The organism is Corynebacterium sp. KPL1814 (assembly GCF_000478175.1).
Lineage (GTDB): Bacteria > Actinomycetota > Actinomycetes > Mycobacteriales > Mycobacteriaceae > Corynebacterium.
Genome location: NZ_KI515776.1, coordinates 61,586 through 81,790 on the forward strand (window position 1 = coordinate 61,586; position 20,205 = coordinate 81,790).

The window sequence follows — 20,205 nt, forward strand, 5'->3', positions numbered from 1 at the left end:
GCGGCTGGCGGTTGCGCGGTACTTGCCGGTTGGGGATTGTTCTTACCAAGCGCGGCGGCCCAAATGGACTCTGTCCCGGACGAGCAGAAGGATATCCAAGCCTGGTTGGGCGCGCGCGGGCCGGAGCGCGCCGATCTGGATCTTATCGATGCCCAGCCCTTTACCGTAGGCACTGACCTGCAGCTTCGCTTCCGCGTGCATAACCCCACCGATCAGCCCTTGGAAGATCTGCAGGTAACTAGCCGCCGCGGCGATAGCGTGGCCGATGCGGCAGAAGCGCGTACGGAAATGGCCACCGGCGATTTTCCTTATTATGGCTCGGGTATGACGACAGCACCGCTGCAGCCAGGGGAAACCCGGGAGATAAGCTTCACCGTGCCCAGTGGCTTAGATGCCGAGCGTACCTTGGCAATCAATGAACCCGGCGCCTATCCGCTGTTATTTACCCTGACCGGCACTCTCGAGGGCGATGCGGTCAGCTTGGCAGAGGAACGCTTTGTGGCCCAGTTCTCTGGAGACGGGCCGACAGATGCCGGACATACCGCGGCAGCGGAAGAAGCGGCACCAGAAGAAGAACACGACGAAGCCGAAGAACCCCAATCGCACGATCTCACGGTGGTCTATCCCATCAGCGCGAACTTAAACATCGTCCCCGGCGGGCTCGGGGGAGAAGAGCTCATCTTGTCCTCCGATGAGTTAGGGCACGAGCTGCACGAAGGCGGCCGCCTCGATAAGTTGGTTTCTACCTACGAGGATCATGACCTGCAGGGGGCCGGCTGTGTGGCCATCGACCCCGCGCTGCTCGATACCGTCAACCGCATGTCGCAAGGCTATACGGTCAATTCCACCCGCCCCGCCCAAGGCGATCGCCCCAAGCGCCTGCGCGATTCCTGGTCGCGGGGCAGTGACGATGACAAGGGGGAGCCAGGCGATGCGAAAAATGATGCCGAGCGGTGGCTGGAGCGCCTGCGCGAGTTGGATTGCTTCATCGCCATGCCCTGGGCCAATGCGAATGCCTCTGCGGTAGCAAGGGCTAATAATCCCGCCCTTGTCTTTGAGGGTTTGCAGCGCGGCAACCAAACCATCGAACGCGTCCTGGGCAAGGCCCCGGCCAGCAATATCTTGGCGGTAGGTTCCGGCTATATTGACCAAAAATTGCCGGTTCCATCCCTGGTTGCGGATAACTCGAACTGGTCCGGCGAGGCCGCGACTTTCGATTCCTCCCTTGGCGCCCTGCTATCCCAAACCGGCTCCAAGCCGCAGACGGTGGGCTATTCCAACCCGGAGCTGCGCTATGACTACGCCAAAGATTCTGCTCTGTCTCGCGCCATCACGGGCGAGGCGGCCCTCAGCCTCGCGGGCGGGGAAGATACCGTGGCCAAGCTTCCCAACTACTTAGACCCAAGCGCGGCCGAACATGCACTCGCCGCCGCGGAAGACTTGCTCGACTCCGGCCACTCCCGTCCCCGCGGGATCAGCGCGGTGGAATTGCAGCAGGGCGATCCGAACGCTCCCACCGGCAGCCCCTTTATCGATCCGGCGGTCTTTTCGGAACCCGAATTGGCCCGCGTTGAGCAACAGGCGCGCTATACCGATGAGCTGATGAATATCGTGGTCGATGACCCTGATATCACCATGACGCGCTCTGAATTCGTGCTGCCGCTGCGCCGCGATCTCCTCAATTCCTTATCGCTTAATAATCGCGATAGCTTGGCCACCCACGCGGCAGCGCGCCAGTCCTTTTCCCGCACTATGGAGATGCACTCTAATACGCTGCGGGATTTGCGCGATTCCGTTTCCCTCATCCCGCCGGGCAATGTTTATACCCGCGTATCTGAGTCATCGCCGCTGCTCATCGTGGCCGAAAATGGCCTGCCATTGCCGGTGGAGGCAAAGCTGCAATACGATGCCCCCGATGGCGCGCGGCTCAACACGCCCAAAAGCGTCCGTATTCCCGCTAAGGGCTCTATTACTGTATCCATGACCGCTGATATGCCGAAGGACGCGGATCGCACAGATATTGGGCTGTGGCTGGCCACACCTAAAGATCAGACCATTTCGCAGCCCATCACTATCTCCGTGCAGACACGTGCCGGTATCGTAACCTTATACGCTGCCGGCATAGCCGGCGCTCTCGCGCTGGTTTTGGCTACGCTCTTTCGGCTTGGCCGTCACCGACGCAAAAATCACAAGGCTGAAAAGTAAAAGTTGAAGTTGTATCCTCTATGACCGAAAAAGATGGCCGTCAGGCCCACCACGCGGAGAAGGCACCTGCGGGCGCGGTAGACCCCACGGATACCGCCCCAAATGCGGAAGAGAACCGTGTCCCGGTTACCGCCGGCGCGCGCAGCCGCATCGTGCGCGCCTCTCCACCCGCACCGGTACCGGAAAAGCGGCTCAAGCCCTCAGTGCAGAACACTACTGTTCCCCCTGAGGAAGATAAATCCGCGCTGACTGGCCGCAATGCGGAGATCGAGGCCTCTAATCAGGACGTGATCCGCGCGACGGGGACGATGGCCATTGCCACGCTGCTCTCACGCATCACCGGCTTCCTGCGGCAGATGCTGATCGGCGCCACCCTGGGTGCCACGGTGGGTACGGCCTTCAGTAGCGCCAACCAGATTCCCAACCTGGTCACCGAAATCGTGCTGGGCGCGGTGCTGACCTCACTGGTGGTTCCGGTCTTGGTGCGCGCGGAGAAGGAAGACTCGGACCGCGGCGAAACCTTCGTCCGAAGACTTTTTACCCTGGCGTTTTCGATCCTGGGCATCGTCACCATCCTCTCCGTTATCTTCGCGCCATTATTAACGAGGATGATGCTGCCTGAAGATTCCAAGGCCAATGCCGTGCAGGCAACATCATTGGCCTTCTTGCTCTTGCCGCAGATCCTGTTCTACGGCCTTTTTGCCCTCTTCCAGGCGGTCTTAAATACCAAGAATATCTTCGGCCCTGGCGCCTGGGCGCCGGTGGTCAATAACATCATTTCCATCAGCGTCCTCCTGGCGTATCGATTTTTGCCAGGTCGCCTCGACCCACACGAGCCTACGCCGGTGGCGGATCCACACATCATGCTGCTGGGTCTGGGCACCACCACTGCAGTGATCGTGCAGTGCTTGATCCTTGTGCCGTACCTGAAGAAGGCCGGCATCAACCTGCGCCCGAAGTGGGGCCTCGATGCCCGCATCAAGCAATTCGGCGGCATGGCGCTGGCCATTATTACCTATGTGGCCATCTCCCAGCTGGGTTACGTGGTCACCTCCCGCGTGGCCGCGTATGCCGATGCCGGTGCGCCGCTGGTGTACCAGAACGCGTGGCTGATGCTGCAGGTGCCCTATGGCGTTATCGGCGTGACCTTGTTGACCGCCATCATGCCGCGGCTTTCGCGCAATGCCGCCGATGGCGATGTCGATGCCGTCGTGCGTGACCTTACCTTGGGTACCAAGCTGACCTTCATCGCGCTAATCCCCATCGTCATTTTCATGACAGGCTTCGGCGTGCCCATCGCCCGCGCGCTGTTCCAATACGGCGCCTATGGCGCAGATAGCGCAGAGCAGCTCGGCCTCACCATCAGTTTTTCCGCCTTTACTTTGATCCCCTATGCGCTGGTGCTGCTGCACCTGCGCGTTTTCTACGCCAGGGAAGAGGCGTGGACGCCCACCTTCATCATTGCCGGCATCACGCTGACCAAGGTTGTGCTGACCTTGCTGGCGCCGCTGATGACGAGCAACCCGGACCGAGTGGTCATCCTCCTCGGTACCGCCAACGGCTTCGGTTTTGTCTCCGGTGCGGTCATCGGCGGCTTCCTGCTCAAGCGCAAGCTGGGCAGCCTGGGCGGCAAGGCCGTAACCCAGACGGTCCTCTGGTCCGCCGGCGCCGGCGCGGTGGGTCTGGTTGCCTCGTGGGCGCTGTACTGGATCGCGCAGTTGGTCTTGCCGGAGCAACTGCCTTCGATCGTCTCGCTGGTCAAGGTCGTCGTGCTGGGCATCGTCTTTGTGATTATCACCGGGATCGTCCTGTCCAAGTCCTCCCTGCCCGAGGTGCAGAACCTGGCACGCGCCCTCCAGCGCATCCCGGGAATGTCCCGGTTCATCACGGTGGACAGTTCCAAGGCCATCGAGGTCGAGGAACCAGACCTGCAGGAAATCCAGCCGGTCTATACGCAGGATTCCTTCAATGCCACCTTGGTGCCGCCACCAATGTCCGCCGGTATCGTCCGCGGCCCGCGCTTGGTCCCCGGCGCCCCTGTCTCGGACGGTCGCTTCCGCCTCCTGCAGGATCACGGCGCTGTATCCGGCGCTCGGTTCTGGCAGGCCCGCGAGCAATCCACCGGCCGCCTCGTGGCGCTGACGTTCGTCGATACCAATACCCAGGCGCCCATCGCGCCATCGACGCCTACGGTCTCTGCCCGCCGCTCCGCCGAAATCTCCCGCAATACGCGGCGTTTGGCCGAGCTCAACCTGGAGACCATGGCGGATAATATCGAGATTTTGTCCTACCGCACCGGCTGCCTGGTGGTGGCGGATTGGTTTGAGGGTACCTCCCTCAAGCAGGTGGCAGAGGCAGATAACCTCGACCCCAATTCCGTCGCCCGCGCTACAGCGCCGCTGTTTGCCGATGCCGCCACGGCCCACGACGCCGGCCTGATCCTCGGCGTCGAGCACCGCGACCGCTTCCGCGTATCCACCTCCGGCATCGTCAAGGTTGCCTTCCCCGCTGTGCTGGATGGGACGTCTGCGGAAAGCGACCGCGAGGCCCTCAGCTCCGCGCTGAGCATGCTGGTTGAATCCACCGAACCATCGCCAAAGAAGCTGCGCGATATTTCCGATGACGCCAACCTCACCGCCGATGAGGCCGCAGAACGCCTCGAAGCAGCACGACTGGCCTTTGATGCCGCGGATGCAGAGACCCGCGAAGAAAAGCTGGAAGAGCTGCAGGAAGCAGAGGGGTTGACCTCGGCGGGCATCGCCAAGCGCCTGCGCGAATTCGCCCCAGAAGAGCAGGAAGAAAAGACGGAGGCCCTCCCCGTGGTCGTTGAAGATGAACCCTCGCAGGAAGAGGATCCGAAGCAAGAACCCGGCTTTGGCGGCCGCGGTTACTCGGGCTCCGGCGTCGTGGTCATCGGCATTTTCGCCACCATCTTTGTCGTGGGCATGGCAGCGCTCACGACGTGGATCATGTCCCTGCTCAGCGATGTGGAAAAGACCGGTTCCGTTACCGAAACCGTGCAGGGCTCCACGGTGATCCCGGATACCCCGCCGGTGCACCTCAAGGAATCGTCCGCTATCACGGTGCCAGACGGCGAGGATAATGAGCAGCTTACCGATGGCAAGACGATCACCACCTGGTCCACGAAGGAAACCGGTTCAGGCGCCTTACTCACCCTGGATAACCCGGCCCATCTTTCCGTCATGACCGTGACCCACACCAGGTCCAATGGCGCGCACTATGAAATCTATGGCGTCAACAAAGACGATTTCGATCCGGAGCACCCACAGCTGAGCTCTCTTCCCAAATTGGCGGAGGGCAAGTTCAAGCACGCAAACGAAGACTTGGAGCTGAAAGAAACGCCGCAGCAATTCGATGCCGCGCTCATAGTCATCACAGAACTGCCTAAGTCAAAAGAGGTTACACTGGGGGAGGTCCAGCTTGTAGGCCATCCTTAAGACCGAGGTCAACGAGTTGGAAAAAGAAATTTTACTTCAAGGCTTGACTAAATTGCCCAGTCAGGTATCGTGGTTGGTGTTACATCAACAACAACGTTAGGAGAATCAATTATGTCCCTCGCAGCAGGTACCTACACCATCGACAAAGAGCACACCGTCATCGGCTTCGTTACCAAGCACGCCATGGTCACCAAGGTGCGCGGCAACTTCGGTGAATTCGAAGGCACCATCAACGTCGCCGAGAACATCGCCGACTCCACCGCAGAGGCCACCATCAAGGCTGACTCCATCTCCACCGGTAACGAGGACCGCGATGGCCACGTAAAGAACGAAGACTTCTTCAACGTGGAGGAGTACCCAGAGCTTTCCTTTACCACCACCAACGTCAACGTAGACGAGGACGGCAACGGCACCGTCACCGGTGACCTCACCATCAAGGGCACCACCAAGTCCGTCGACCTCAAGGTTGAAGAGGTCGCTACCGCTGAGGACCCGTTCGGCAACTTCCGCCTGGGCTTCGAGGCACAGACCAAGATCAACCGCAAAGACTTCGGCATCGACTTCAACGCTCCGCTCAAGACCGGCGGCGTCCTCGTTTCTGAAGACATCAAGATCGAGCTCGAGGTTTCTGCCATCAAGCAGTAATCGCACTTCTTTGAAAACCTTGGGCTCTCACTGCCCCTGGTTACCAACAACTAAAGCCCGCGCCGCGTACCCACTCGGCCGCGGGCTTTAGTCGTATTCCCCAGGCAAATCTTTCAGGTTTGGTGCCTTGTCTGGGCAATTACTCGGCCAGCACAAAACAACTCCACAACAACTTCAAACAACTTGAATTTATACCTTGAGCTGCAGGTATGAAGAAGCGACCGAATTATATTAGTTGAGAGTTGTGTATAGTTATTTCAAACAACTTCTGGGTTCCGCGAAGCCCCCAAGTATTCGCGAGTTAGCACCCCCGCCGGAAGTAGCAGTTTGCCCAAAATATCGAAGTTAGGCTGGGTTTTTAAAGAAATTCCTAGGTCCCTCGTTTACGACCCTGGAATCGCCGCGCGATTTTAAGGTAAACAACTTCAAACAACTTGCTACTCTTCTGACCAGCACATCTGTTGTAATCGAATAATTAAGCTTCGAGGAGTTGTGCACAAGTTGTTTGAAACAACTTGTGCTAGCATTCATTTATGTCTGAGGCAGAATTGCAGGCCGTTTACGCAGCTCTCAAAGCTATCGAGGAAGGTGCTACCGCCGATAGCCAAGAGAGTCAGGTTTTGGACTTCAAAGAAGATCCCGCAACACATCCACAGAATCGAAACCCAGATGCTTCACTTACTGAATTCCTCATTGATGAAACCATATGCTTTTCCAACGCGAACGACGGGGTTTGCCATATCGTCTTGGGCGTTTCAGATAAAAGGGCAGGTGCCGCAGCTTTTACCGGAACCTCACGCAGCATCGAATGGATTGAGCAGAAAATATTTAATGGTACTCAACCTGGAATCAGAGTAGAAGGAACTGAACTTAACTATTGCGGTCAGCGGCTTATTTGTCTGCGAATTCCCAAGGGGTTGACACTTTACCAACGCCCGAAAGGGCAGGCCAGCATTGCAGAGGCACCTCGTGCGTGCCACTTTCTGAAGAAGAGCGGCGCTCCATCGCCTTTCAGCGCGCAAATCCGGACTTTTCTGCAGCTGAGTCCCGATATTCTTTCGAAGATTTGGATGCTACAGCCATCGATCAAGCGCGCCGGCTCCTCAAAAAAGCACGATCGGCTTCAGGTTCCTTAGATCGAGTACCCCACACGACCAATGAACTACTTTCCGAGCTCGGTCTTCTCACCCGCGATGGTCAGTTAACCTACGCCGCAAAAATCCTGTTCATTACTCCAGCCAACAGTCGAACTACCATCAGACACTTGGCCCGTGAGGTACCTGGAGGAGATCCCCAGGCCACGGAAATATCTGCACCTTTGATCACCGCCTACCTGAGGCTAAAAGAGCTCGTAGCAACCGCAGCACGAACAGAAGTTGCACGCGTGACCTTCCCAAATGGGCAAGAGATTTCTATCCCAGCCTTTCCTGAGACCGCAGTGGACGAGGTCATTTCTAACGCTCTCGCACACAGGGATTGGGATGCTAGTAGTGCAGTAGTCATTGACCAATCACCGACAGCGCTTACTGTGTGGTCACCAGGACCGTTGCCAGTGGGAGTCACAGAAAAGCGAATCTTAACTACTCAATCGATTCCCCGCAATCCGCGACTCATGGCTGCCTTAAGAATGCTGGACCTTGCAGAGGAATCTTCACGGGGTTTCGACCGCATGTGGGCAGCGATGTTAGCTAGTGGACGCCATACCCCGGCTTTGCATACAGCGGAGAATTTTGTCGAAGTAAGCCTATCTTCTGGTGAGGTAGACAAGGACTTTGTCTATGCGTTAGCTAAATTAAACGACCATTACCCGGACAAGGCGTTCGAAAGTATCAATGGGTTACTTATCGCACGCCAACTCATGGATCACAAGATTTTGCTCAACCGATCCACAGCCGCTCTAATGCAGGTCACCGAGCAAGAAGCCCAAGATATTCTCCAGTGGTATTCGTCTATTGGATACCTGGAAAGGCTTCGGAACGCCGGGGAATGGATCCTGTCTGGTGACGCGAGGAAACTCATGGGATTGAATAAACAAGGAGCAATTTCATCGGCCTCAGTGCAAGATTGGATTTTGGCACAGCTTGAAGCAGGCGAAGTACTCTCCGCACGGGAGACGGCCGAGGAACTAGGTGTCGACAGAAAGATGATAACTGATATCCTGCGCCATTTGAAAAAAATGGGACAAGCCACGATCGATCCATCGGGCCCACAAAGAGGCAGTAATACTCGGTGGATTGTCGCCGGTTGAAATGCTCCTCGCAGATTCAGGAGCACATCTTCCTGAGCCCAGCTTCTGCGGTAACTATAGTTTCTAACTATGACGACACAACGCGATAAAACCCAACACGAGCTGCTCCAGGAGCGCGCTGCAGCAGTAGACCTGCGGGCATACCACCTGCACCTGGATTTATCTCAGGTGAAGGAAAGCCCGACGTTCGGCGCGACGAGCCGCATAGAGCTCACCACCACCGAGTCCGAGCTTTTCCTGGACTACCTGGGAGAATCGGTAGAACAGGTTACGGTTAACGGTCAGGCGCGGGACGTCGACTTTGATGGCACCCTTATCAGCCTCCACGAGCTACCGGTGGGGGAGGAGCTAACCATTGAGGTCACTGGCGCCTCGCGCTACTCGCGTACGGGCCAGGGTTTGCACCGCATGCACGACCAGGCCGATGACGCGACCTATCTGTACTCGCACCTCGAGCCTTCCGATGCCCGCCGCATCTTCCCTTGCTTTGAGCAGCCCGACCTCAAGGCGCCGTTCCACGTCGCCATGACCGCGCCGAAGGACTGGCAGATCCTCTCCAATCAGCCGGAGATCGAGCGCGAGGAGCACGGGGACAATGCTACGGTTCGCTTCGCACCCACCCCGCCGCTTTCTACATACCTCACCTCTTTTGCCGCTGGGCCATATAAGTATCAGGAACGCATCTGGACCTCGCCGGATGGCGATCACTCCGCGCAGCTGCGCGCCTTTGCCCGCGCCTCCATGTTTGAATACTTGGACGAGGAGATTCTGGAACTTACCGCGCAGGGCATGGACTATTTCCACGAGAACTTCGGCTTTGCCTACCCTTGGGGCAAGTACGATTCCATCTTCGTGCCGGAATATAACCTCGGCGCCATGGAGAACCCGGGCCTGGTGACCTTTACGGAAAGCTATATCTTCCGCTCTAAAGCCACCCGCAGCCAGAAGGCCGCTCGCGCAAATACCATTCTGCACGAGATGTCCCACATGTGGTTCGGCGATCTTGTCACCCCGCAGTGGTGGGACGATCTCTGGCTCAAGGAGTCCTTTGCCGAGTTCATGGGCGCCGATACCTCCGTGCACGCCACCGCCTACGAAGAGGCCTGGGTCAACTTCGCCGGCCAGCGCAAAAACTGGGCTTACCTGCAGGATCAGCTTCCCACCACACACCCCATCAAGGCCGAAATCCCAGACGTCGATGCCGCGCGCCAGAACTTCGATGGCATTACCTATGCCAAGGGCGCGGCGGTGCTCAAGCAGCTCGTGCACTACGTGGGCCGCGATAACTTTTATGCGGGGGCGCGGGATTATTTCCAGGAGCATGCGTTTGCCGCGGCCACCTTCGATGACCTGCTCACGGCCCTGAAAAAGCACACTGACCGCGACCTCGATTCCTGGTCAAAGGCATGGCTGCGCACCTGGGGTCCGGATACCCTCACCCCGGAACTGCACACGGAGGGTGAGAAGATCACCGAGCTCGCGGTGAGCGCCGAAGCCGAGGATACGACCCGCCCGCACCGCCTGAGCGTGGCGCTTTTTGATGCCCACCTGAACAAGTACCGCGAGTTCGACATCGACCTTCCCGCCGGCGGCCACCGCACCATCGTGGATGAGGCGGCAGGGGAGAAGGCCCCGACATTGCTGCTGCTTAACGATGCCGACCACACCTACACCAAGGTCCGCTTCGACGATGCTTCGCTTGCCACCATCAGCGATCACCTGTCCGAGGTCCAGGATGGACTCAGCCGCGCGGTCATCTGGACCTCGCTGTGGAACCTCACCAGGGATGGGGAGTGGAATGCGGAGGAGTACGTGGGCGTCGTCGCCAAGCACGCACCCGCAGAGACCAATGCCACGCTGCTGACCACCGTCTACGGCAATGCGCACTTTGCCATCCAGCACTATGTGGCCGAAGACCGCCGCGAACAGGTGCGCGCCGAATTCGCCGATGCGCTGTGGGAACAGCTCAGCGCCGCGGATCCAGGCTCCGATGCGCAGCTCATACTAGCCCGCACCGCCATTGCCGCGCTGGCCGCAACGCCGGAGGCCTCCGGCACCGATCGCCTGCGTGACCTGCTTGCTGGCACGGTCGAGGGCCTGCGCCTCGATCCGCAGATCCGCTGGTCCATCCTGCGCGCCCTGGCCGCCCGCGACGCCGTCAAACTGGATGAGCTGGAGGCAGAAAAGCAGCGCGATAATACGCTGACCGGCGCCGCCGAGTTCTTAGGCGCTAGCCACGCCTTCCCCACGCCGGAGACCAAGCGGGCCGCCTTCGATAGCGCGCTAACGCCAGGGGAGTACTCCAATGCGGAAGTCGATGCCCTGCTGGCCGGCTTCAACGCCCCGCGCTCGGCGGAGTTGCAAGAAGAATTCGCCGAGGAGTTCTTCCGCCGCGTCGAAGACATCTGGGATAACCACCCCATCGAGATCGCCAACCGGCTGATCCGCGGCCTCTACCCGGAATCTTCCATGGCGGAGTCCGCTACCACGGATCTCCTGCACAAGGATTTGCCGGGTGCGCTGCGCCGCGTGCTTCTGGAGTGCCGCGACCACCTGCGCCGCACCCTGCGCGTGCGCGCCCAACAGTAGGCGGTCAATAGACTGTACCGCTGCCGGCTCGCGCCGGAGTTCTCCCCGGGTCACAATTGCTTTAACACTTGTTGATCCGGGGGGAATCTACAGATGCCATTAAGTCCTGACCACAGCGACGAAGAATTAGTTGATGCTTTTATCGAGGGGGATAATAAGGCCTTTTCCGCCATCGTGGAACGCCACCGCAAGCGGCTGACCACTGTGGCGCGGCGTTATACAAGGAATGAATACGATGCGCAGGATGTCGTGCAAGAAGCCTTCCTGCGCGCTAGCTGCAATCTCCATAGCTACCGGCGGGAATCGGCCCTAAGCACGTGGCTGCACCGCCTGGTGAAAAACACCGGCTACGACTATTTAAACCACCGGGCTAATAGGGAAAACGCCTCGCTCGATAGCGATGATTTTGCCGATGATCGCAATCCGCTGCTGGCACACAACCCATCCGAAAATCTGGCGGAACAACTCGTCGTCCGCGAGGCCATGGAGCTTTTAAGGCAAGATCAGCGCGAAGCACTCATGCTTACCGATGTCGCCGGGTTCCGCGTCAACGAAGTCGCCACCGCCCAGGGCGTAAAGCCTGGCACCGTTAAATCTCGCCGGGCACGCGCGCGGGAGGTACTGCGTGAAGCCATCGGTTAACTACATCTCGATATCGCATCATTCTTGCATCAATTTCGCAGCCGCTAGCCTTTGCAATATGAACGTTTCGCAATCTGGCGGGTAGACTCTTGACGTTACGCAAAATGACACTGTGATTTTAGGGAGTTAGCAATGACCGTCCACGATGTTGCCATCGTAGGTTCCGGACCTGCCGGTTATACCGCCGCGCTTTATGCCGCTCGTGCTGAACTCAGCCCCATTGTATTCGAGGGATTTGAATACGGTGGCGAATTAATGAACACCACCGAGGTAGAGAACTACCCGGGCTTCCAAAAGGGCATCATGGGCCCAGAGCTCATGGAAGAAATGCGCGCACAGTCAATCCGCTTTGGTGCGGATCTGCGCATGGAAGTCGTCGACTCCGTTGAATTGGAGGGCGATATTAAAAAGCTCCACGTGGGCGATGAGGTTTTTGAAGCCCGCACGGTAATCCTCGCCACTGGCGCCGCACCGCGTCACCTTGGCATTCCCGGTGAGGAAGAGCTCTCCGGCCGCGGTGTTTCTACCTGCGCTACGTGCGATGGCTTCTTCTTTAAGGGCCACAATATCGCCGTCATCGGCGGCGGCGATTCCGCTATGGAGGAAGCTACCTTCCTGACCAAGTTCGCGGAGTCTGTCACCATTGTCAACCGCTCCGAAAACTTCCGCGCCTCCAAGATCATGCTGGACCGCGCCCAGGAAAACGAGCAGATTAAATGGGAGACCAATAAGGTTGTCGAGCGCGTGCTTGAGGATGACGGCAAGGTCGGCGGCCTAGAGCTCAAGGACGTTGAGACTGGGGAAACCTCCACCTTGGACGTGACCGCCATGTTCGTTGCCATTGGCCACGATCCGCGTTCGTCCTTCCTAAACGGCCAGGTGAAGCTCAATGATAATGGTTACGTTGAGGTTGACCAGCCCTCTACTAAGACCTCTCTGCCTGGCGTTTTCGCTTGCGGTGACTTGGTAGATGACCATTATCAGCAGGCCATCACCGCTGCAGGTTCTGGCTGCCGCGCTGCCATGGATGCGGAACAATTCTTGGCTGCAAACCGTTAGATTCAGTATGAGTAACGTCAAAAAGGTAACCACTGAAACATTCCGTTCTGATGTCATCGAGGCGGATAAACCCGTCGTCGTGGACTTCTGGGCGGAATGGTGCGGGCCATGCAAGAAGCTGTCTCCGATCTTGGAAGAGGTCGCAGATGAGCTCGACGGTGAAGTCACCATTGCCCAGGTCAACGTCGATGAAGAACGAAACCTAGGCGCCATGTTCCAAATCATGTCCATTCCAAATGTATTGATTTTCAACAATGGCGAAAAGGTCGACGAGTTTGTGGGCCTGCGTTCTAAAGATGACATCGTGGCGCAAGTGAAAAAGCAGCTATAGCTGTTACTCTTGTTACTAAAGTTACCGAGTAGGAAATCTGCCATGCGGTCTAAAGTCCTAGGCCGTGGAAGGGGTGAAAGGCGTGAATCGCGTTCTTCGGGTTGGTGATTCAAGTGTGCGCGTAGCTGAAGCTCGCGCCACCTTGGCTCGCCTTGGCCTCTTATCAGATTTCACGGGCGAACTCTCTGCCTGGAAAAAGCAGAAGTACTCCGAGACTGATAAGACCTTTGATGCCGATCTCGCTGAAGTGCTCAAGGCATTCCAGCAATCGCGCGGCATCCTCCCAACGGGAGAGATCGACGATCTGACCCTGCGCGAATTGCGCCAAGCCTCTTATACCCTGGGCAGCCGCGTTTTGAGCTATGAACCCACCAATCCATTGGTGGGCGATGACATTTCGCAATTGCAGCAACAACTGCAAGAGCTCGGTTTCTATCAAGATCGCGTCGATGGTCATTTTGGCCGCAATACCCACGCTGCCTTAACCGAATACCAGCACAATTGCGGGCTGCAGGAAGACGGCGTGTGTGGACCGGCTACCATTCGCGCGCTCAGCTTGCTCGGCCGCCGCATCACCGGCGGTTCGGCGCACAATATTTTAGAGCGCGAGCGTGTGCGCAATGCCGGGCCAAAGTTGGCGGGCAAGCGCGTGGTCATTGACCCTGCACTAAGTGGCCGGGACTCCGGCTTCACGGTCAAGGGCCGTTTTGGTGATATTTCTGAGCAAGAAATCCTTTGGGATCTCACCCAACGCATCGAAGGCCGCATGATCGCCGCCGGCATGGAAACAATTATTTCGCGCCCCCGCACCGACGATGCGGACGTGCAATCCCGTGCCGAGCTGGCCAATGCCTTCGATGCCGATATGGTCATCTCTTTGGCGTGCGATTCTTATCCCAATGAGAAGGCCCACGGCGTTGCCACGTTCTACTTTGGTTCCGAATCCGGAAACTCCTCACTCATTGGTGAAACCCTTTCCGGCTTCATCCAACGTGAAATCGTGGCCCGCACCGATCTGCAGGACTGTTCTAACCACGGCCGCACCTGGGATCTTTTGCGCCTGACGCAGATGCCGGTTGTTCAGATCTTTTTGGGTTACCTCACCAATCCTGAGGACGTCAAAATCCTGACCAACCCGAAGCGCCGTGACGATATTGCAGAAGCAATCGTCATCGCCGTCAAGCGCATGTACCTCATGGAGCAAGACACCGCCATTACCGGTACCTACAAATTCTCCGAGCTTCTCCAAGCGGAGCAGGCTTAACCTGCACAGGCTGGAGCGCACCGAGCGGGCTTAATCACTGGCCGCCGCGCACGATTAACTGCGTTATCTTGTACCAATAGAATTCATTCGATTAGTATCAGTCCAAGCTATTGATATCTACCAATTGAATGGATTCCTATAATGGGCAGCTCAACCTCCGCCCCTATTTCTAGAAAAGAAACGCGCCGCGTAGTAGCTGCCACCACAATCGGAACTGCGATTGAATGGTACGATTACTTTCTCTATGCTGCCGTCGCCGGCTTGGTATTTAACCAAGTGATGTTCGGCCCCTTAGAAGGTGGGGTAGCCAGCATCGTTTCCTTCGCCTCCGTGGGCCTATCCTTCCTTTTTCGCCCCCTTGGCGCTTTCCTGGCCGGACATTTTGGTGACCGCCTTGGTCGCCGCCTTGTCCTCATGGTCACCCTTTTTGCCATGGGTGGGGCCACCACGCTAATCGGCCTCCTGCCTACCTACGATACGGCGGGAGTATGGGCTCCGATCCTGTTGATTTTCCTCCGCATCGTTCAGGGCATCTCTGCCGGGGGAGAGTGGGGTTCCGCGGTGCTGCTTGCAGTTGAACACGCGCCCAACCATAAGCGTGGCCTCTTCGGCGCTGGGCCACAAATCGGAGTCCCCATCGGCCTGCTGATGTCCTCTGGCGTGCTATCCATCATGAATGTCATCGCGCCAGGGGATGCCTTCCTTGAATGGGGTTGGCGCGTCCCATTCTTGCTTTCCTTCGTCCTAGTGATCATCGGCTACGCCATCCGCATCGGCGTCGATGAGTCACCGGTCTTTCAAGAGATCTCAGATAATAAGAAGCGCGAGGCGGCAAACCCCATTGGTATCTTGTTCAAGCGGTATTTCCCGCTTGTCCTCGTCGCGGCCCTAGTTTTTGCAGGTAACGGCACCGTGGGATATATGACCACCGGTGGTTATATTCAGAATTACGCCACAAACCCCGAGGGCCCGGTCTCGCTCGCGCGTGGCGATGTCCTCAATGCCGTCACGCTGTCCGCCTTCACGTGGCTCATCTTTACGCTTTTCGCTGGCTGGTTATCGGATTATATCGGACGCCGCACGACGTATCTCGTCGGATTTGTCATTCAAGCAATCGGCGCAGCGGCCCTTTTCCCGCTGGTTAATACGGCGTCCCTGGGATTACTTTATGTCGCCCTCATCTTCCTGACGATCGGGCTCGGCTTAACCTACGGTGCGCAATCTGCCATGTATACCGAGCTTTTCCCAGCATCCATTCGCGCTTCGGGCGTATCGATTACCTATGCCATCGGTTCCGTTCTCGGCGGTGCCTTCGCCCCGATGATCGCGGCTGCGTTGGTAGAAGCAACGGGCACGACCTTTGCGGTATCCGTATATCTTGTCTCCGCAAGCATCGTCGGATTTATTGCGGCCCTGCTCCTGCGCGAGCGCAAGGGCATTCCGCTTGGCGCCGAACACGAGGAAGAACAAGCCAAGGGCCACTTCATCTTTTCTAAAAAATAGTGCCCTCGCTCTAAAGAGGAGGGCACTAACTTTGGGAATTCGGCAGGCACCTGGGGAACCTGCCACAGGAGCAGGTTATTTATCCCGCTCCATCAGCGCCATGATGCGCTCGAAATCCTCCTGGTCGCCGAATTCTACGACCATCTTGCCCTTGCGCTTACCCATGGTCACGGTGACCTTAGTATCGAAACGATCTGAGAGGCGCTCGGCCGAGTCGGTGAAAAATTGCGGCTGTGGTACCTGGGACTTCTTCTTATTCTCCGCGGGTTTCCCGTCGCGCTTATAAAGCGTCACGGCTTCCTCGGTAGCGCGCACGGACAGGCCCTCTGAAATAACCCGGTCCGCGATGTAGTCCATCGCTTCCTTATCGTCAAGGCCCAAGATAGCGCGGGCGTGACCGGCCGAGAGGGTGCCTGCGGCGACTCGCTTCTGCACGTCCACCGGCAACCGCAGCAGGCGGAGCATATTGGTCACCTGCGGGCGCGAGCGGCCAATGCGGTCCGCTAATTCGTTCTGGGTTACTCCGAACTCTTCCAAGAGCTGCTGATAAGCGTGTGCCTCTTCCAAAGGGTTGAGTTGGACGCGGTGGATGTTTTCCAGCAGGGCATCGCGCAGCAGGTTGTCATCTTTGGTGTCGCGCACGATGGCAGGGATGGTGGCCAAGCCAGCCTTGGAGGAGGCGCGCCAACGACGCTCACCCATGATGAGCTCGAATCCGCCCTCCTCGGAGGGGCGGACCACGACCGGCTGCAGGAGGCCGAACTCGCGGATGGAGTGAACCAGCTCGCTGAGCTCATCTTCGTCAAAAACGGTGCGCGGCTGCTTGGGGTTGGGGACGATTTCCCCCACGGAAATCTCGCGGTAGGTCGCGCCGATTGCTGCCGGTGTAGCTTGCCGCTTCTTGGAGGCCTTGGAGCTGGAACCCTGTTGAATGGTGGGAGCGCCCTTTACGCGCTTCTCGCCGCGCGCCTTGCGCTCACTATTTCCCGTAGAATTTCCCAGGATAATATCTGCGGCGGAATCACCCAGCCGTGGTTTGCGGGTAGGTGCATCGGGGCCGGACGGGATGAGAGCGGCTAGGCCTTTGCCTAGGCCACCTTGCTTTTGTTCTGCCATGAAATCCTATCCTTCCAATTCCGCATAAATTTCGGGGCTCACGCCAATCGCTCCCGTGGTGGGATGCGGGCGATAATCACCGCGCCTATTGAGCTCGCGAGCCGCGGCGAGGTACGCCCGTGCGCCGGTGGACGAAGGGGCGTAATCAATCACCGTGGTCCCGTAACCAGGCGCCTCTGAGACGCGCACTGAACGCGGGATGACGTTGCCCATGACAACGGCGCCAAATTGCTCGCGGACGTTATCGGCCACATCTTCGGCCAAACGTGTACGTGCATCATACATGGTAAGGAGCACCGCAGAGATATGCAGATCTTCATTGAGGTGCTCGCGAATCATGGTGATATTGCCCAGTAACTGGCCCACGCCCTCCAGTGCGTAGTACTCACACTGGATAGGGATGATGACTTCTTCCGCACACGTCATGGCATTGATCGTCAGCAAACCCAGAGATGGCGGGCAATCAATAAAGACGTATTCAAAGCCGTGTTCTTCTAGGAACCCGTTATGGAGGGCATCGTAAAGCCGAAACTCGCGGCGCACGAGAGACACCATCTCAATTTCCGCACCGGCAAGATCGATGGTCGCGGGGATGCAATAAAGGTTGGAGTTATGCGGGGAAGCCTGCATGGCCTTTTCCGCAGTGCAATCGCCCAAGAGCAATTCATAGCTGGAATCGGTTCCTGAGCTATGTTCCGCGCCCATGGCGGTCGATGCGTTTCCCTGGGGGTCAAGGTCAATGACCAATACCTTCTTGCCTTCAGTAGCAAGGGCTGCGGCCAAGTTGGCGGCGGAGGTGGTTTTACCTACGCCGCCCTTCTGGTTAGCAATAGTGATAAGGCGCGGATTAGTCATGCCGTCTACTTTAGTTCACGCGCGGGACACGGATAATCGTGGTTCCGTGAACGGTCGTGACCTCGGCTTTTCCGCCGCCGGCCTTCTTAATATCCGCGGCATCGCGCTCCAGCTCTTCGTGTACAGAAGAGCCCTTCAGCGCGATCATTTCCCCGCCTTTGCGCACTAGGGGAAGAGACCACTTTGCCAGCTTTCCCAGGGGAGCAACTGCACGGGAGGTCACGACGTCCGCGCCGGCCACTGCCTTTTTAATAGGTCCTTCTTCGGCGCGCCCGCGCAACACGGTGACGTTATCTAATCCCAGCTTTTCGGTTACCTCGTTGAGGTAGTTATAGCGCTTCAAAAGCGGCTCAATGAGCGTGATGTGCAGATCGGGACGAGCGATGGCCAGCGGGATGCCGGGCAATCCGGCACCAGAGCCGACATCGATAACCGTGGCGCCTTCCGGAATGACTTGTTCAATAACTGCGCAGTTTAAGATGTGGCGCTCCCACAGCCGCGGTACCTCGCGCGGGCCGATAAAACCACGAGTGGACCCGTCTGTAGCGAGCGAATCGTGGTATTCCTGCGCGAGCGGCAGGCGGGAGCCAAATACTGCAGACGGGTCCATCTCGGACACTATGAGAATCTCCTCAGTAGCTGTTTAGTTGTCGTTCTTCCGCTGTTTCTTGGTGCGGTTGTCTTTCTTGCGAGCGCCAGGCTTTGGAGCGGTAGTGCGCTTAGCCTCAATCTTAGCGGCCTCTTCCTCTTCTTCTTCGCGGTCCATCTTGCCGTAGATGATGCGGGTCTGGAAGAAGGTCCACACGGTGTTGGACAGCATGTAGAACAACAAACCGATGGGCCAGATGAAGCCGGAGAAGATCAGCATTGCGGGCATGACCCACAGCATCATCTTGGACATCATGGCCATCTGCTGCTGCATCATTTCCGCATTCTGGCCCTGCGGGGCGGAAGTTTTGCCCTGGGCGCGGCGCTTTTCTTGGCGGTTCAGGCTCATGCGCGCGTTAAAGTGCATCAGCACCACAATGACGGCAATCATCGGCACAATGATGAACGCCGCCTGGGTGGTAGTGGTAACGCCTTCCACCAGGGGCGAGTTCAGGCGGAGGTTAGTAACCAGCGGAACGCCAAAGATCTTGGCATCCAAGAACTGCTGGACGAGCTCCGGTTTAAAGATGTAGTTCGCGGTATTGGCGTTGGCCTCAATGGACATCGGTTCGCCGCTGGGGTGTCCAATGCCGCCGGCTACAGCAACCGTGCGGTCGAACGAGCGCAGCACGTGGAAAAGACCAATGAACATTGGAATCTGCACCAAGACCGGAAGGCAGCCGGCCATCGGGCGAACGCCAGATTCCTTATAAACCTTCTGCATTTCCTGCGCGGCTCGAGCCTGATCGTTGCCGTACTTCGCGCGGATTTCCTGCACCTTGGGCTGGATTTCCTGCATCTTGCGTGAAGATCGAATCTGGCTCACGGTGGGCTTGACCATGAGCGCCTTCAGCGTCCAGGTCAGCAGCACGATGGCCAAAATCCACGTAATGCCCCATGCGGGATCCATTACGAGGGATAGCAGCCAGTGCCAGAACCATAAAACGGCCGAAATTGGCCAGTAAATGAAATTAAGCACGAGTGTTTAATCCTCAGTTGTTGTTGGTGACCGGTACCGGGACTGGATCGAATCCGCCCGGATGCCAGGGCCCACATTTGCACACCCTAGCCATTGCCATCGCCGTACCTTTAAGCGCGCCATGTCTGGACAACGCCTCTAAAGCATAAGCACTGCATGTCGGTTCGAACCGACAGGTTGATACCATCTTAAGGCCCGAGACATGTTTTTGGTAGAAACGAACCGCTTTAACCAACGGTGCGGCCAGTCCGGAGGCTGCAGGAATTTCTTCCCCACGGGTATTTAAATATCCCATTGCTTGCGCAGCGCCTTAGTAATATCTTTTTCTAATTGCTCACTGGTGGCGGTCGCGCTTGCAGGTAGCGCACGAATCACAACATCCACGCCCGCTGGGAGCTTGGGGATGAGCGTCATGCACACATGGCGAAGCCGCCGGGAGGTGCGGTGGCGTACCACTGCATTCCCGACGGCTTTAGAAACAATGAGGCCGAATCGCGGCCCGGTGGCCGCGATCTCGGCCGGATTGCCCATGGTGCCAGTGGAATTCGCACCCATAGTATCGCGCGCATACACGACGACGGTGCGAGTACCCTGCCGGCGACTGCCCTTCATCGTCCGCCGAAATTGCGGCGGTGATGTGAGCTTGTGGTGGGCTGGCAGCAT

General features: G+C 57.7%; 17 protein-coding genes. 11 read left to right on the forward strand and 6 right to left on the reverse strand.

What is annotated here, in order from left to right; genetic code table 11:
* The first annotated feature begins 63 nt into the window (after positions 1-63).
* The 11 genes from HMPREF1257_RS06420 (at position 64) to HMPREF1257_RS06465 (ending at position 15,944) form a co-directional block, all read left to right on the forward strand.
* On the forward strand, positions 64-2,205 hold the full coding sequence (locus HMPREF1257_RS06420) for a hypothetical protein (protein ID WP_232208531.1): 2,142 nt from the start codon (positions 64-66) through the stop codon (positions 2,203-2,205).
* 20 nt (positions 2,206-2,225) lie between these two features.
* Complete coding sequence (gene murJ, locus HMPREF1257_RS06425) at positions 2,226-5,663, forward strand: murein biosynthesis integral membrane protein MurJ (RefSeq protein WP_023024582.1); 3,438 nt, start codon at positions 2,226-2,228, stop codon at positions 5,661-5,663.
* Between the two features lie 111 nt (positions 5,664-5,774).
* Positions 5,775-6,308, forward strand: coding sequence for a YceI family protein (locus HMPREF1257_RS06430; RefSeq protein ID WP_023024584.1), 534 nt, complete (start codon positions 5,775-5,777; stop codon positions 6,306-6,308).
* 533 nt (positions 6,309-6,841) lie between these two features.
* On the forward strand, positions 6,842-7,444 hold the full coding sequence (locus HMPREF1257_RS11620) for a helix-turn-helix domain-containing protein (protein WP_051138391.1): 603 nt from the start codon (positions 6,842-6,844) through the stop codon (positions 7,442-7,444).
* A 128-nt stretch (positions 7,445-7,572) separates the two neighbouring features.
* Positions 7,573-8,556 (forward strand): ATP-binding protein, encoded by a 984-nt coding sequence (locus tag HMPREF1257_RS11820; protein WP_198010501.1) that lies wholly within the window; start codon positions 7,573-7,575, stop codon positions 8,554-8,556.
* Between the two features lie 69 nt (positions 8,557-8,625).
* Entirely contained in the window at positions 8,626-11,145 is a 2,520-nt protein-coding gene (pepN, locus tag HMPREF1257_RS06440) for an aminopeptidase N (protein ID WP_023024588.1), read from the forward strand.
* A gap of 93 nt (positions 11,146-11,238) precedes the next feature.
* Positions 11,239-11,787, forward strand: coding sequence for an RNA polymerase sigma factor (locus HMPREF1257_RS06445; RefSeq protein WP_023024591.1), 549 nt, complete (start codon positions 11,239-11,241; stop codon positions 11,785-11,787).
* Positions 11,788-11,919: 132 nt separating this feature from the next.
* Positions 11,920-12,846, forward strand: a complete 927-nt coding sequence (gene trxB, locus HMPREF1257_RS06450; RefSeq protein ID WP_005275966.1) for a thioredoxin-disulfide reductase — start codon at positions 11,920-11,922, stop codon at positions 12,844-12,846.
* A gap of 7 nt (positions 12,847-12,853) precedes the next feature.
* The gene (gene trxA / locus HMPREF1257_RS06455) at positions 12,854-13,177 is read left to right on the forward strand and encodes a thioredoxin (protein WP_005280453.1); all 324 of its coding nucleotides are present in this window, start codon (positions 12,854-12,856) and stop codon (positions 13,175-13,177) included.
* 82 nt (positions 13,178-13,259) lie between these two features.
* Complete coding sequence (locus tag HMPREF1257_RS06460) at positions 13,260-14,441, forward strand: N-acetylmuramoyl-L-alanine amidase (protein ID WP_034659476.1); 1,182 nt, start codon at positions 13,260-13,262, stop codon at positions 14,439-14,441.
* 141 nt (positions 14,442-14,582) lie between these two features.
* Positions 14,583-15,944: an MFS transporter gene (locus HMPREF1257_RS06465; RefSeq protein ID WP_023024594.1), complete on the forward strand. Its 1,362-nt coding sequence runs from the start codon at positions 14,583-14,585 to the stop codon at positions 15,942-15,944.
* Positions 15,945-16,019: 75 nt separating this feature from the next.
* Here HMPREF1257_RS06465 and HMPREF1257_RS06470 read toward each other — a convergent pair whose 3' ends face one another.
* Genes HMPREF1257_RS06470 through rnpA form a run of 6 tightly spaced genes read right to left on the reverse strand, consistent with a single transcriptional unit; the run spans position 16,020 to position 20,205 of the window.
* Positions 16,020-17,060: a ParB/RepB/Spo0J family partition protein gene (locus HMPREF1257_RS06470; protein ID WP_023024595.1), complete on the reverse strand. Its 1,041-nt coding sequence runs from the start codon at positions 17,058-17,060 to the stop codon at positions 16,020-16,022.
* A gap of 6 nt (positions 17,061-17,066) precedes the next feature.
* Positions 17,067-17,915, reverse strand: coding sequence for a ParA family protein (locus tag HMPREF1257_RS06475; protein ID WP_023024597.1), 849 nt, complete (start codon positions 17,913-17,915; stop codon positions 17,067-17,069).
* A gap of 10 nt (positions 17,916-17,925) precedes the next feature.
* Positions 17,926-18,525, reverse strand: a complete 600-nt coding sequence (gene rsmG / locus HMPREF1257_RS06480) for a 16S rRNA (guanine(527)-N(7))-methyltransferase RsmG (protein ID WP_034659477.1) — start codon at positions 18,523-18,525, stop codon at positions 17,926-17,928.
* A 33-nt stretch (positions 18,526-18,558) separates the two neighbouring features.
* Positions 18,559-19,542 carry a membrane protein insertase YidC gene (gene yidC, locus HMPREF1257_RS06485; protein WP_023024601.1) on the reverse strand — a complete coding sequence of 328 codons (984 nt, stop codon included), beginning with the start codon at positions 19,540-19,542 and terminating at the stop codon, positions 18,559-18,561.
* A gap of 13 nt (positions 19,543-19,555) precedes the next feature.
* Positions 19,556-19,837: a membrane protein insertion efficiency factor YidD gene (gene yidD / locus HMPREF1257_RS11825; RefSeq protein ID WP_172596733.1), complete on the reverse strand. Its 282-nt coding sequence runs from the start codon at positions 19,835-19,837 to the stop codon at positions 19,556-19,558.
* On the reverse strand, positions 19,825-20,205 hold the full coding sequence (gene rnpA, locus HMPREF1257_RS06490; protein ID WP_023024604.1) for a ribonuclease P protein component: 381 nt from the start codon (positions 20,203-20,205) through the stop codon (positions 19,825-19,827). Before rnpA ends, yidD begins: the two co-directional genes overlap by 13 nt.